This window comes from Agrobacterium sp. ST15.16.024 (assembly GCF_027956545.1).
Taxonomy (GTDB): Bacteria; Pseudomonadota; Alphaproteobacteria; order Rhizobiales; family Rhizobiaceae; genus Agrobacterium; species Agrobacterium cucumeris.
Map to the genome: position 1 here is coordinate 23,556 of NZ_JAQKGO010000001.1, position 13,487 is coordinate 37,042.

General features: G+C 59.3%; 13 protein-coding genes. 6 read left to right on the top strand and 7 right to left on the bottom strand.

Annotation, left to right across the window (positions count from 1 at the left end; genetic code table 11):
• Positions 1-16 precede the first annotated feature (16 nt).
• A complete protein-coding gene (gene nrdF, locus PL640_RS00110) occupies positions 17-991 on the top strand; it encodes a class 1b ribonucleoside-diphosphate reductase subunit beta (RefSeq protein WP_271360467.1) in 975 nt (324 codons plus the stop codon).
• 29 nt (positions 992-1,020) lie between these two features.
• Here the strand turns inward: nrdF and PL640_RS00115 are convergent, their stop codons facing one another.
• A complete protein-coding gene (locus tag PL640_RS00115; protein WP_309578078.1) occupies positions 1,021-2,124 on the bottom strand; it encodes an alpha/beta hydrolase in 1,104 nt (367 codons plus the stop codon).
• 152 nt (positions 2,125-2,276) lie between these two features.
• On the opposite strand from PL640_RS00115, the gene recF reads away from it, so the two are divergent.
• The 3 genes from recF to PL640_RS00130 are packed head-to-tail and all read left to right on the top strand — an operon-like array spanning position 2,277 to position 4,664.
• On the top strand, positions 2,277-3,401 hold the full coding sequence (gene recF / locus PL640_RS00120; protein ID WP_271360469.1) for a DNA replication/repair protein RecF: 1,125 nt from the start codon (positions 2,277-2,279) through the stop codon (positions 3,399-3,401).
• A 22-nt stretch (positions 3,402-3,423) separates the two neighbouring features.
• The gene (locus PL640_RS00125; protein ID WP_271360470.1) at positions 3,424-4,191 is read left to right on the top strand and encodes a molybdopterin-synthase adenylyltransferase MoeB; all 768 of its coding nucleotides are present in this window, start codon (positions 3,424-3,426) and stop codon (positions 4,189-4,191) included.
• Positions 4,188-4,664, top strand: coding sequence for a GNAT family N-acetyltransferase (locus PL640_RS00130; protein WP_271360471.1), 477 nt, complete (start codon positions 4,188-4,190; stop codon positions 4,662-4,664). The genes PL640_RS00125 and PL640_RS00130 overlap by 4 nt, the downstream gene beginning before the upstream one ends.
• A 42-nt stretch (positions 4,665-4,706) precedes the next feature.
• Here the strand turns inward: PL640_RS00130 and PL640_RS00135 are convergent, their stop codons facing one another.
• Both PL640_RS00135 and PL640_RS00140 read right to left on the bottom strand, forming a co-directional pair.
• Positions 4,707-5,396 (bottom strand): hypothetical protein, encoded by a 690-nt coding sequence (locus PL640_RS00135; RefSeq protein WP_271360472.1) that lies wholly within the window; start codon positions 5,394-5,396, stop codon positions 4,707-4,709.
• A 44-nt stretch (positions 5,397-5,440) separates the two neighbouring features.
• Complete coding sequence (locus PL640_RS00140; RefSeq protein WP_271360473.1) at positions 5,441-6,445, bottom strand: 2-hydroxyacid dehydrogenase; 1,005 nt, start codon at positions 6,443-6,445, stop codon at positions 5,441-5,443.
• Between the two features lie 181 nt (positions 6,446-6,626).
• Between PL640_RS00140 and PL640_RS00145 the strand changes: the two genes are divergently transcribed.
• On the top strand, positions 6,627-7,160 hold the full coding sequence (locus PL640_RS00145; RefSeq protein WP_271360474.1) for an SH3 domain-containing protein: 534 nt from the start codon (positions 6,627-6,629) through the stop codon (positions 7,158-7,160).
• On the opposite strand, the gene PL640_RS00150 is transcribed toward PL640_RS00145, so the two are convergent.
• Positions 7,153-8,145 (bottom strand): adenosine kinase, encoded by a 993-nt coding sequence (locus PL640_RS00150; RefSeq protein WP_271360475.1) that lies wholly within the window; start codon positions 8,143-8,145, stop codon positions 7,153-7,155. The genes PL640_RS00145 and PL640_RS00150 overlap by 8 nt on opposite strands.
• A 487-nt stretch (positions 8,146-8,632) precedes the next feature.
• On the opposite strand from PL640_RS00150, the gene PL640_RS00155 reads away from it, so the two are divergent.
• Positions 8,633-9,577 (top strand): AEC family transporter, encoded by a 945-nt coding sequence (locus tag PL640_RS00155; protein WP_269700598.1) that lies wholly within the window; start codon positions 8,633-8,635, stop codon positions 9,575-9,577.
• Positions 9,578-9,594: 17 nt separating this feature from the next.
• On the opposite strand, the gene PL640_RS00160 is transcribed toward PL640_RS00155, so the two are convergent.
• From PL640_RS00160 to rpsO, 3 genes are all read right to left on the bottom strand, one after another.
• Entirely contained in the window at positions 9,595-10,611 is a 1,017-nt protein-coding gene (locus PL640_RS00160) for a class I SAM-dependent methyltransferase (RefSeq protein ID WP_271360476.1), read from the bottom strand.
• Positions 10,612-10,787: 176 nt separating this feature from the next.
• The gene (gene pnp, locus PL640_RS00165) at positions 10,788-12,935 is read right to left on the bottom strand and encodes a polyribonucleotide nucleotidyltransferase (RefSeq protein ID WP_142840729.1); all 2,148 of its coding nucleotides are present in this window, start codon (positions 12,933-12,935) and stop codon (positions 10,788-10,790) included.
• Between the two features lie 269 nt (positions 12,936-13,204).
• On the bottom strand, positions 13,205-13,474 hold the full coding sequence (gene rpsO / locus PL640_RS00170; RefSeq protein WP_006309908.1) for a 30S ribosomal protein S15: 270 nt from the start codon (positions 13,472-13,474) through the stop codon (positions 13,205-13,207).
• Positions 13,475-13,487: the final 13 nt, after the last annotated feature.

The following is a 13,487-nucleotide window of genomic DNA, read 5'->3' on the forward strand; positions in this document are numbered from 1 at the left end:
TTTGAGGGACAAGAGAATGAACATCGCCGTAAAACCCGCGTCCCGCATCCGCGCGGTCAACTGGAACCGCATCGAGGACGACAAGGACCTCGAAGTCTGGAACCGCCTGACCTCGAATTTCTGGCTGCCGGAAAAAGTGCCGCTTTCCAACGACATCCCCTCCTGGGGAACCCTGAAGCCGGAAGAACAGAAGCTGACGATCCGCGTCTTCACCGGGCTGACTTTGCTCGACACCATCCAGAACGGTGTCGGCGCCGTGCGGCTGATGGCGGATTCGGCAACGCCGCATGAGGAGGCGGTGCTTTCCAACATCTCCTTCATGGAGGCCGTGCACGCCCGTTCCTATTCGTCGATCTTCTCGACGCTGTGCCTCACGCCTGACGTTGACGACGCCTATCGCTGGTCGGAGGAAAACGAGTTCCTGCAGCGCAAATCGGCGCTGATCATGCGGGAATATGACAGCGGTGATCCGCTGAAAAAGAAGATCGCCAGCGTGTTTCTGGAAAGCTTCCTGTTCTATTCCGGCTTCTACCTGCCGATGTTCTGGTCAAGCCGCGCCAAGCTCACCAACACGGCGGATTTGATCCGTCTGATCATCCGCGACGAGGCCGTGCATGGTTATTATATCGGCTACAAATTCCAGCGGGCGGTGGATCGTCTGGGCGAGGCAAAGAGACAGGAAATCAAGGATTTCGCCTTCGATCTCTTGCTCGAGCTTTATGACAACGAGGCAAAATATACCGAAGACCTCTATGACGGCGTTGGCCTGACCGAGGACGTCAAGCAGTTCCTGCATTACAATGCCAACAAGGCCCTGATGAATCTGGGTTACGAAGCGCTGTTTCCGGCCGAGGCCTGCCGGGTCAACCCGGCGATCCTCTCGGCACTTTCACCCAATGCCGATGAAAACCACGACTTCTTCTCCGGTTCCGGCTCGTCCTATGTCATCGGCAAAGCCGTTGCCACCGAAGATGAAGACTGGGATTTCTGAGACCGGAGACCGGTAAGAACCCGCAGAAACTACTGCGGGTTCACCACCTGGCTCGCAAGGCGGAAGGGGCTGGAGACGGTCGCGCCGATCGCATCGAAAACGAAGGCACCCGCACTGTTGATATCGCCCCCGCGTCTGCTGGATTCCAGCTGCGGTACCATCGATGCCAGCGCCGCATAGCGGTCATGGTTGAGCGGATCGGAAGCCTCGAGTTTGGAAATGTCGATGAACTGCACACCCTCCTTCAGGGCGGCTTCCTGTACCTGTGGGTCGGTCACGTCAAGTGCGCCGATGCGGGTGACATCCGCACCCAAAATGGAGGATGCCTTCAGGGCGCGGTCGTCCTTGGAAACGAGAACGGTGAGCGGCGGGTTGAGCCGGCCCACCACCTTGATCTGTTTGCGAAACACATCGGCATCGATGTCAGGTGCTGCTAGCACCACCTGTAGCTTGGCGAGCACGTCGTTCCTGCCCTGCAAGCGCAACTGTCGCAGCGCCTCCATGACCAGCCAGCCACCCATGCTGTGGCCAAACACGACAACGCTTTTTCGCGGTGTCTGCCGGGTAAGGTCGATCAGCACACCCGCCAGCGCATCACGCGAGAAGGTCGCCGATTCCTTGTCGGCCACGTAACCGGTGACGTTGGCCTGCGATGGCCAGGAGAACACCAGCGGCACGCCATCCATCTTGGCATCGGCAGCCATTTGCGCGGCGCGGAACAGGGCTTCCTGATAGCTGTAATTATAACCATGCACAAAAAGCGCGATCTGCTTGCCGGACCGGGCGACGTCGCCAAGATCGGCATTGAAGCGCGGCTTCGTCAGCATATCGGCGCGGGTAACGACAAAATCCTTGTTCGGGTCCGGCTTGCCGCTGGCCCACTCGATTTTTCCACTTTTATGAGTGGGAGGAATAGAAATGTCGAAGCTTGCATAATTCGGCTCCATTGCCCGCTCCGTGCCAAACCCCTTTTTCGCGTCGGTGTTTTTCTCTCGTGTGCTCACCACATAGGCCGTCACGATTTTCGTGCCGTGGGCCTTGGTGTTTATGGCCTGCAGCACGTCCGCCCCCGGCCTGCCTGCACAGGATGAAAGAAGACCGAGAGTGAGAAACAGCGAAAAGATCAGGCGCATGAATGGGCTACCGATGATAAGGAACGGCTCATAAATAACCGGCCGTCCGAAAAGTTGCTACTGGAGAATGAATTGCCTTGCTGTGACGGTCTTTCATGCGGATGGGCATTCCCCTTCTTGCCATCCGGCCATGTTCGTTTTAGGCCGTACAGATGACGAACAAGGTGTCGCTTTTACGGCTGAAACTCACGGACTTCCGCAACTATGCGGCGGCGTCGCTCACACTTGATGATCGCCATGTTGTGCTGACCGGTGATAATGGCTCAGGCAAGACCAATCTGCTGGAGGCCGTCTCGTTTCTTTCACCCGGCAGGGGCCTCCGCCGGGCCACCCTGTCCGATGTTACCCGCGTCGGCGCGGACGCCGGGTTCTCGATCTTCGCTGATGTCGAAGGCATGGATGGCGAAGTTGCCATCGGCACCGGGATTGAAGGTGATGGCGAAGTGGTGTCGCGTCGCCTGCGGCTGAACGGCACATCGGTAAAATCCGTCGACGAACTGACCGATCATCTGCGCGTGCTGTGGCTGACACCCGCCATGGACGGCCTTTTTACCGGCTCGTCATCAGACCGTCGACGTTTTCTCGACCGGCTGGTGCTGTCGCTCGATCCCGCCCATGGCAGGCGGGCAAGCGATTTTGAAAAGGCAATGCGCGGCCGCAATCGCCTCCTGTCGGAAGGCCGTTTTGATCCGGTCTGGCTGGACGGCATCGAAAAACAGATGGCCGAACTCGGCATTTCCATGGCGGTTGCCCGTTATGAAATGCTCGGCCTGTTGAAGGCCCTGATTGAGGGACGGGCCGGCAACGCTGCTTTCCCGTCGGCGGCGCTTGCGCTCTCCGGCTTCATGGACGGCGGGCTTCATCGGCCGGCTGTCGATCTGGAAGACGAATATGGTCTGATGCTGCGGGAGGGCCGGTATCGGGACGCGGCGGCAGGCCGCACGCTGGATGGCCCGCACCGGGTTGATCTTTTCGTACGCCATGCGGAAAAGAACATGGAAGCGGAACGCTGTTCAACCGGAGAGCAGAAAGCTTTGCTGGTCGGGCTGGTGCTTGCACATGCGCAGCTGACCGCCAATATGACGGGACATGCACCCATTCTGCTCCTGGACGAAATCGCCGCTCATCTGGATGAGGGCAGACGTGCCGCCCTGTTCGATCTCATCCATGCGCTCGGCGGCCAGAGTTTCATGACCGGAACGGATGCGGCCATGTTCTCCGCCCTTGGCGAGCGGGCGCAGTTCTTCAATGTTTCCCACGGGAGCGTCACGGGATGACAATAGAGAGATGGAGGGCAAGATGGACCCGCTGAGCCCGGAAGAGATCGAACGCTACAAGCGCCACATCCTGCTGCCGGAAATCGGCGGTGCCGGTCAGCAACGGCTGAAGGCGGCGCGTGTGCTGGTCATCGGCGCGGGCGGTCTCGGCGCGCCCGTCCTTCACTATCTTGCCGCCGCCGGTGTCGGCACGCTCGGCATGATTGACGACGATGTCGTTTCCCTGTCCAACCTCCAGCGACAGGTGATTCACGATAGCGGCACGATCGGCGAGCTGAAAACGCAAAGCGCCCGCAAGGCCATCGCCCGTCTCAATCCACATGTCCGAGCGCTGGTTTATGAGGAGCGCTTTTCGCAGGTCTGGGCGCATGACCATCTGCCCTCCTTCGATCTGCTGATCGATGGTTCGGATAATTTCGATACGCGTTATTCCGCCGCCGATGCAGCGGAAGCGGCGAAGAGGCCGTTGGTCACCGGCGCCGTCGGCCGTTTTGATGGCTCGGTTACCGTATTGAAACCCTATGAAACCAACGCCGACGGCGCTCTTCTGCCGGGCTACCGTGATCTGTTTCCGGAGCCGCCGCCGCAGGGCCTCATTCCCAATTGCGCCGAAACCGGTATCGTCGGCGCGCTGACGGGGGTGATCGGCACCATCATGGCCATGGAGGCGATCAAGCTGATAACAGGTGCCGGTGAGCCCCTGATCGGCCGCCTGCTTCTCTATGATGCCCTGTCGGCCCGTTTCGAAACCGTGCGTTACAAGCGCCGGCCAGCGGGAAAGAAACCATGATCGAGATCGCAAGGGTCGGCGAAAAATTCGATCGCTGGCAGGAATTGCTGGCGCTCATCATGGCGTCCTTCGCCTATATGGATGGCGTCATCGATCCGCCGTCGTCGGCCCATAGCCTGACACTGGAAAATCTTGCCGAGAAGGCGAGGGCAGAGATCGCTTTCGTGGCGCTTGACGGCGATGAGCTGCTGGGCTGCCTGTTTTGCCGGCCGGAGCCGCCGGCCTGCCTTTATGTCGGCAAGCTTTGTGTTTCCCCGAAAGCGCAGGGAAAGGGCATCGGCAGGATGTTGCTTGAAAGAGCTGAAACACTGGCTGGCGAACTGGTACTTCCGGCGCTACGCTTGGAAACGCGTATCGAGCTTGGTGCCAATCACGCGAAATTCGCCGCCTGGGGTTTCGTCAGGACCGCTGAAAATGCCCATGCCGGTTATGATCGCACAACCTCGATTGAAATGACGAAATTCCTCGGCTGAGGCCTTTCAATCGTTGCAGCAAAACCGGTATTGCGAAAAGGCCTATCGCAGCAGGCCGGATTGCAGCATTTGCGCGATAAAGACAGCGGAAACTTGGTCGATGCCCGTTTCGGGCTGAACGTCGCCTGATCCGACCCGCCAGACGCGCTTGTCCGCTCCGCTGACGAGCTGAATTTCCGTCGTGACCTTATGGGTCACCGGTGCTGCCATCGCGGCTTCCGCCATCTGTTTCATAAGGTCTGCAGACGGCATGCGGCCACCGTCACCGAGGTCATCCGGCTTTGCGCCCGCCTTCAGCTTCTTGAAGGCAGGTTCAGCATCCGGAACGACGCAGTTCATCTTGATCCGCGCCAGGAAGACACCCGTGGGCAACTGCGCTCCGATGCGTGCTGGTTCGGCCTGGCAGCGCGCGCGCTTCGTGCTTGCCACCCACAACTTTGCAAACTCGGTCTGCTGTTCGCTTGTGGTCCCGCTTGGTGCGTTGGAACTCTTATATTTAAGCTGCCAGGCGACCGGATCGGCAACCAGTTCCATATCGACGTAACGCGGACCGCCATCCGCAGAACCCCATTCTTTATCCAGTCGAGCCATGCTGCTGCGGTCGAAATTCAGCCAGGCACGATAATAAAGTTCCGCTGTCTCTTCGGGCGAGAGTGAAGCGGCTTGGACGGGGCTGCTGCCCAGAACAAGCAAGGCGGAGATGAGCAGCAAAAACTTCGCCGGGATTCCCATTGACCTTCCCTCCACGCGATAATCAGAGGATTTCTTTAGCTGATTTAGCTACGCCCCGGAAGCACCCGGTTCGGCGGACGGTGTCCATCGAACAGCGTGCGGATGTTGATGATGACCTTGTCACCCATTTCGATGCGCCCTTCGATCGTCGCCGAGCCCATATGGGGAAGCAGGACAACCTTGCCTTCCTTGGCGAGCTTGATGAGCTTGGGGTTCACCGCAGGCTCATTCTCATAGACATCGAGACCGGCGCCGGCGATTTTTCCTTCGCGCAGGCACTGGATCATCGCCGCTTCATCGATGATATCGCCGCGCGCCGTGTTGACGATGTAGCTGGTCGGCTGCATCAGCGCCAGCCGCCGCGCCGAGATCAGGTGGTAGGTAGCAGGTGTGGAGGGGCAATTGACGGAGACAATATCCACGCGCGCCAGCATCTGGTCGAGGCTGTCCCAATAGGTCGCCTCAAGCTCCGCCTCAGTCGCCGGGTTAACACGTTTGCGGTTGTGATAATGAATGGAAAGGCCGAAGGCCTTGGCGCGCCGCGCAACCGCGGTTCCGATGCGGCCCATGCCGACAATGCCGATGCGTTTTCCGGAAATGCGCCGCCCCAGCATCCAGGTCGGAGACCAGCCCAGCCATTCGTCCGAACCATTGGCAAGCACGCGCGTGCCTTCGATCATGCGGCGCGGCACGGCCAGCACCAGCGCCATGGTAATATCGGCGCTGTCTTCGGTCAGCACATTCGGCGTATTGGTAACGGTAATGCCTTGCCTGGCCGCGGCATCAACGTCGACGTGGTCTATGCCGTTGGAAAAGCTGGCGATCAGCTTCAGCTGCGGTCCGGCCTTCTCGATCATGGCTGCAGTGATGCGGTCGGTAACCGTCGGCACCAGCACATCCACCCGCTGCATGGCGGCGACAAGCTCCGCCTCGCTGCGCGGCGTATCATCGATGTTCAGTTCGGCATCGAAGAGTTCGCGCATTCTGGTCTCGACGACGTCAGGCAATTTGCGGGTGATATAGACTGTCGGTCTCTTCTTGTGGGTCATCGTTTGCCGCTGCCTTGTTCAGAAGTCATTAACCAGAAAGAGCGATAATTTCTTTCAATCAGGGCGTTTCTACCAGACCCGCCGGCGAAGACAAACAAAACTCGCCGAGGCTCGAGGCATGTGGAACCGAGCCTACTTAAAATATCATCCGGTTTGCAGAAGGCGGGAAACGGAAATGGGCATGCGCAGTGTGGTTTCTATCGTTTGCATTGCATTGTCTCTGGGCCTCCTCGGCACGGCCACCGAAGCCATGGCACAGGGTGCCGCCAAGGGTGCTAGCGGCCTGCCCCTGCCGCGTTTCGTCAGCCTGAAATCCAAGCGTGTTAATATGCGCATCGGCCCCAGCACGGATTATGCCGTGTCGTGGATGTATCTGAAATCGGGAATGCCTGTCGAAATCATCCAGGAATATGAAAACTGGCGGCGCATCCGCGATGCCGATGGCACGGAAGGCTGGGTCAATCAGGCGCTGCTGTCCGGCGAGCGCACGGCCGTCGCAGCTCCATGGATGCGTGGCAAGGGCAAGGAAGTTTACGTGAACATGCGTCGCGAAGCGCAGTCGGGCGCTTCGGTCATCGCCAGGCTGGAGCCGGGCGTCGTCTTCAGGATCGGTGAATGCAACGGCGACTGGTGCCGCGCCGAGGCCGGTCAGGCCTCGGGCTGGGTATCGCAAGGCGAAATCTGGGGTGCTTATCCCGGAGAGGCCTTTAAATAAGGCCGTGCTTTGCGCCAAGCGCCTTGAGCGATGACATCGGGCGCGGCCCCACCTGCTGAATGACGGCCGCGGCCGCAAGGCAGCCGAGCTTGCCACAATCTTCGAGCGATCGGTCCTGCGTATAACCGAACAGGAAGCCGGCGGCGAAAAGATCGCCTGCACCCGTCGTGTCGACCACGTCATGCACGGGATACGCTTCTACCTTCACCCGTTCCGTACCACGCAGGATAACGGCACCTTCTTCGCTCATCGTCACCGCCGCGATCTTGCAGTCGGCGGCAATTTTCGTCAGCGCCAGCTCGAAATCATCGGTCTCGTAAAGCGAAAGCGCTTCCTGCTTATTGGCGAAAACAATGTCCACCGTGCCGGAGCGCATCAGGTCGAGAAATTCCTCGCGGTAACGGCCGACGCAGAAACTGTCGGACAGCGTCATGGAAACTTCGCGGCCGTTTTCATGCGCAATGCGGGCGCATTCGCGAATGGCGTCCTTGGCGCGCGGCGGATCCCAAAGGTAACCTTCGAAATAGGTGACCTTGGTCTGCGCCACGACGTCTTCTTCCACGTCCTCCGGCCCGAGATCGACACAGGCGCCGAGATAGGTGTTCATGGAACGCTCGCCATCTTCGGTCACGAAGATCATCGAACGGGCGGTGGGCGGAAACGTGCCTTCCGGCTTCGTTTCGAAATAGACGCCCTGCGCACGGATATCGTGCTGGAAGATTTCTCCGAGCTGGTCTGCGGCGACCTTGCCGAAATAGGCGGCCTTGCCGCCGAAATTCGCCACACCGGCCGCCGTGTTACCCGCGCTGCCGCCGGAGGCTTCGAGAGCCGGCCCCATCAGCGAATAAAGTAGCTCGGCGCGTTCGGCATCGATGAGGTTCATCGCGCCTTTGGTAATGGCATTGTCGTTAAGGAAGCGGTCATCGCAGCGAGAGATGATGTCGACGATGGCATTGCCGACAGTCAGTACGTCGAATTTCGTCATGGGGCCCTATCCGGTTCGCACGAGGCGTGTGCGTATTTTCAAACGGTCTTAAACATTTCTGGCGGCAAGAAAAGCCCAAAGGGAAAATATGCGGTTCTCTCCTGGGGGGGAAGAAACGCGTCATCTGCTTGTAATGTGGTTAAGCTATTGCTCCTTCCAGAGCAAAAGGTGTGTGAATGCGTACCGGAATGGAAGACATGATGGTCTTCTGGCTCAACCGTTATCTCCGCCACGGATGTACTGGCGGCGTATAACGGACATAAAAGGCGGGGGAGACCCCGCTTTTTCTTTGCGCTGACGCCGCGGAATGCGGGGTTATGGGCAGCGAAGACCATTCCCGGTGACGGCGCTTGATCGGGCTGGCTCCCGCGGCATGCGATCCGCAATCGGGCGAAAACAAAGACGCTCAGCGTTTTCGCGATTCCATTCCAGTGGAAAACGCTCTAAAGCGGAGTATCTCCCGCAAAGCCGCGAAAGCTTTCCCTCCATGTCTGCCGTTGCCGCTAACGTCGCTCCGATTTTCATTCTCATCCTGATTGGCTGGCTTACAGTCAAGGCCGGTCTGTTCCGTGCCGATGCCGGCGAGATTCTCAGCGATTTCGTGTTCAAGATCGCCGTGCCGACACTGATCTTTCGCACGCTTGCGGAAGCGAACTTCCACGGTGCGTCGCCCTTCCGGCTCTGGATTACCTATTTCGCCGGCGTGGCCGTGACCTGGACAATCGGACATATCGTCACCCGTTACGTCTTCAAGCAGGATGTGCGTATCGCTGTCATTGCCGGGATTTCCTCGGCCTTCGCCAATAATATCTTCATCGGCCTGCCGCTCGTCGGCCGGTCCGTTGGCGATGAGGGGCTGGTGGCGCTTTCCATTCTGCTGGCCATCCACCTACCGGTCATGATGATTGCCGGCACGATCCTGATGGAGAACGCCACGCACAAGGCCGTCGGGGGTGAAAAGCGAAGCATGGCTGCGGTCTTCAAACAGGTCGGTCGCAACCTCGTTACCAATCCGCTGGTGATTGGCCTGGTGATTGGCCTTTCAACCAATGTTTCCGGTGTGACGCTCACACCCATCCTCAAAACCGTGGTCGATCAGATTGCTTCAATGGCAGGGCCAGCAGCGCTCATCTCGCTCGGCATGGCGCTGACGAAATACACCATTCGCGGCAATCTTGGCATTGCCGTTACCATGACGGTGTTCAAACTGCTGCTCTTGCCCGCCTGCGTGTGGGCTATGGGCCACGCTCTCGGCCTTAGCCGGGAATGGACGGCGGCCCTTGTGCTCACCTCGTCGGTGCCGACGGGGGTGAACGCCTGGCTGATCGCCAATCGCTTTGGCATCGGCCACAGCGTCGCGGCCTCCACCATCAGCATTTCCACGGCGACCGGCGTTCTTTCCGTGTCGCTGTGGGCTTGGCTGCTGAGCTGACCGCCCTGCTGAATTGATTATTTCTGGGCGCTGAGGATCTTGAAGCGGGCGTTACGGCACACTTCGGCGCTGGTGCGGAACTCCGCTGCCAGCACCGGCTCATAGGGCATGCCGCGATTGGCAACCATCAGCAACTTGCCGCCGCTGCGAATCGCGCCGGCTGCCGTCTTGATGAAAGCCTGACCGAGAGCGGGCTCTGCCGCCTGTCCCGCCGCGTGGAAAGGCGGGTTCATGATGATGAGATCGTATTTTTCCTTGGGCGGTTCGTTCGCCAGATCCTGCCAGAAGAAACGTGCCGTCAGTCGCGGATTGTTTTCAAGAAGATTGGTCTTTGCAAATTCAAGCGCATTCCAGTCCGCCTCAAACAGGTCGATACGAGCCGTGCGCGGCGATTTTTCCGCCAGCATCACCGAGAGGTAACCCCAGCCCGCGCCAAAATCAGCGGCATTGCCGTCAAAATCGGTCGGCAGGCGCGATGCGAGAAGCTCCGAGCCGTCATCGACGCGGTCATGTGAAAACATGCCGGGCAGGGCGGTGAAGCGGCCTTCAACCGTCACGGGCTTCTGGGCAAGCTTCGAGAGAGCCGACGAAATATCGTCCGGGCGTTTGAACCAAAGCGCGACACCATGGTATTTGGGCGTCGAGTCGGCCTCGATGCCAAGCTTTGCCAGCGTCTTGCGCAGCGTCACGATGCCGTCTTCCTTTGATCCCGCCGCGACGATCAGGCCGCCGGCTTTCACGCGGGACAGTGCTTCCGCGACGCGGTTTTCGTTCTCGCCACGATGTTTACCGCAGAGCAACAGCGCCGCATCGTAATCCTCGCCCGAAATGTCCGGGGTGACCTGCGCGCCCTGCGCCTGCAGAGCCCGGTAAAGTGGCCGAAGATGCTGAACGGCAATGATCTCCGCGTCAAAACCATCCAGCCGCGGGCCAGCCTCCGCTCCCAGAAACAGAACGCGTTCGCCCTCTTTCGGCATATCGAGCATTTCTGCGGTAAAGGGGTGGAAAAGGGTTTTAACAGCGTCGCGGCTCATGGGAGCGTCCTTAGGGCATTTCCAGGAAAAGCGGGACTGCTTTTACATCTGGACAATGCGTTAAATCAAAGAGTTAGATCGCTCTGGCGGTGAGAAGGAAAGCCAAAGGGATCTAAGCGGGATAGAAAAAAGGCGCGGGCAAAACCCGCGCCTCGATAGGGTCTGGCGGCGCGACCTTATTCGGCAGCAGCTTCGCCGTCTTCCTTCTTCTTGTCGGCAGCAACTTCCTGGCCGGTTGCCTGGTCGACAACCTTCATGGACAGGCGAACCTTGCCACGCTCGTCGAAGCCCATCAGCTTGACCCAGACCTTGTCGCCTTCCTTGACGACGTCGGAGGTCTTGGCAACGCGCTCGGAAGCGAGCTGCGAGATGTGGACGAGGCCGTCGCGAGCGCCGAAGAAGTTGACGAAAGCGCCGAAGTCAGCGGTCTTTACGACCGTGCCTTCGTAGATGGCACCGACTTCCGGTTCAGCAACGATCGAGTGGATCCACTTGCGGGCCGCTTCGATTTCCTTGCCGGAAGAAGAAGCGATCTTGACGGTGCCGTCATCTTCGATGTTGATCTTGGCGCCGGTCTTTTCAACGATTTCGCGAATGACCTTACCGCCGGAGCCGATGACTTCACGGATCTTGTCGACCGGGATGTTCATGACTTCGATGCGCGGTGCGAATTCGCCGAGCTGGCTGCGGCTCTCGGTGATGGCGTTGGCCATTTCGCCGAGAATGTGCTTGCGGCCACCCTGTGCCTGCTCCAGAGCGATCTTCATGATCTCTTCGGTGATACCGGCGATCTTGATGTCCATCTGCAGCGAGGTGATGCCGTCGGCCGTACCCGCAACCTTGAAGTCCATGTCGCCGAGGTGGTCTTCGTCGCCGAGGATGTCGGAGAGAACCGCAAAGCGCTCGCCTTCAAGGATAAGGCCCATGGCGATACCGGCAACCGGCTTTGCCAGCGGAACGCCGGCATCCATCAGTGCAAGCGAGGTGCCGCAAACCGTTGCCATCGACGAAGAGCCGTTGGACTCGGTGATTTCGGAAACGACGCGCAGCGTGTAGGGGAACTGTTCCGCAGTCGGCAGCATCGGACGGATCGCGCGCCATGCGAGCTTGCCGTGACCGATTTCGCGACGGCCCGGGGAGCCCATGCGGCCTGTTTCACCGACCGAGTAGGGCGGGAAGTTGTAATGCAGCAGGAAGCGTTCCTTGTACATGCCGGTGAGGCTATCGACATACTGTTCGTCTTCGCCGGTGCCGAGCGTCGCAACAACGATCGCCTGGGTTTCACCGCGGGTGAACAGCGCCGAACCGTGCGTGCGCGGCAGCAGGCCGACTTCCGAAATGATCGGACGAACGGTCGACAGATCGCGGCCGTCGATGCGGCTCTTGGTGTCGAGAACGTTCCAGCGAACGATCTTCGCCTGCAGGTGCTTGAAGACCGCGCCGATTTCTTCCGGGCTGTACTTGGCTTCGCCTTCTTCCGGCAGGAAGTGGGCCTTGACCTTCGCCTTCACGGCATCGACGGCAGCGTAGCGGGCAGCCTTTTCGGTGATCTTGTAGGCGGTGCGCAGTTCGGTTTCGGCCAGAGCCAGCATTTCGTTTTCGAGCGCGGAGAAATCTTCCGGTTCGAATTCGCGGGGTTCCTTGGCGGCAACTTCGGCGAGCTTGATGATCGCGTCGATAACCGGCTGGAAGCCCTTGTGGCCGAACATGACGGCGCCGAGCATGATCTCTTCGTTGAGTTCCTTGGCTTCCGATTCAACCATCAGAACGGCGTCGGAGGTGCCGGCAACAACCAGATCGAGCGTGGATTCTTCCATCTCGTCCAGATGCGGGTTCAGAACATATTCGCCGTTGATGTAGCCAACGCGCGCGCCGCCGATCGGACCCATGAACGGGATGCCGGAAAGGGTCAGCGCTGCCGAAGTGGCGACCATCGACAGAATGTCGGGGTTGTTTTCCAGATCGTGCTGGATGACGGTCACGACAACCTGCGTGTCGTTCTTGTAACCTTCAGGGAAAAGCGGGCGGATCGGGCGGTCGATCAGACGCGAAACGAGGGTTTCGTTTTCGCTCGGACGGCCTTCGCGCTTGAAATAACCGCCGGGGATCTTGCCGGCTGCATAGGTCTTTTCCTGGTAGTTGACGGTCAGCGGGAAGAAGTCCTGGCCGGGCTTCGGAGACTTTGCGGAAACCACGGTCGCGAGAACCATCGTCTCGCCGTAGGTTGCGATGACGGCGCCGTCAGCCTGACGAGCAACCTTGCCGGTCTCGAGCTTCAGCGGGCGGCCTGCCCATTCGATTTCCACGGAGTGTTTATTGAACATATCTTGTCCTTGTTTGTACTTGCCCGCCTTATGGGGGGCGAAGAACGACGCAATCACGGGCAAGACAGCGGGAGGCTTTTAAGGTGCAAGCATCCGGCAATCCTGCCCCATGACAGGTCTGCGGTTGAAAAGGCGGCACCGGCCCATCCGGGTCACCCTTGTCGTCCGGGGGCCACAGCTGCGGCAAACGCCCGGAAATTCATGCGGCCTTCAGAAGACCCAATATAAAAACCGGCGGGTATCGTTGTGAAACCCGCCGGGCACAAGTTTTAGCGGCGAATGCCGAGAGCACCGATCAGCTTGGTGTAACGGGCTTCGTCCTTCTTCTTCAGATAGTCGAGAAGCGAACGACGGCTCGAAACCAGCGTCAGAAGGCCACGACGGGAGTGGTTGTCCTTCTTGTGGTCCTTGAAGTGACCGGTGAGGTTGTTGATCCGCTCGGTCAGGATTGCGACCTGAACTTCCGGAGAACCGGTGTCACCTGCCTTGGTGGCATATTCCGTGATGAGGGCGGCTTTGCGCTCTGCAGTAATCGACATCGTACGATCCTTT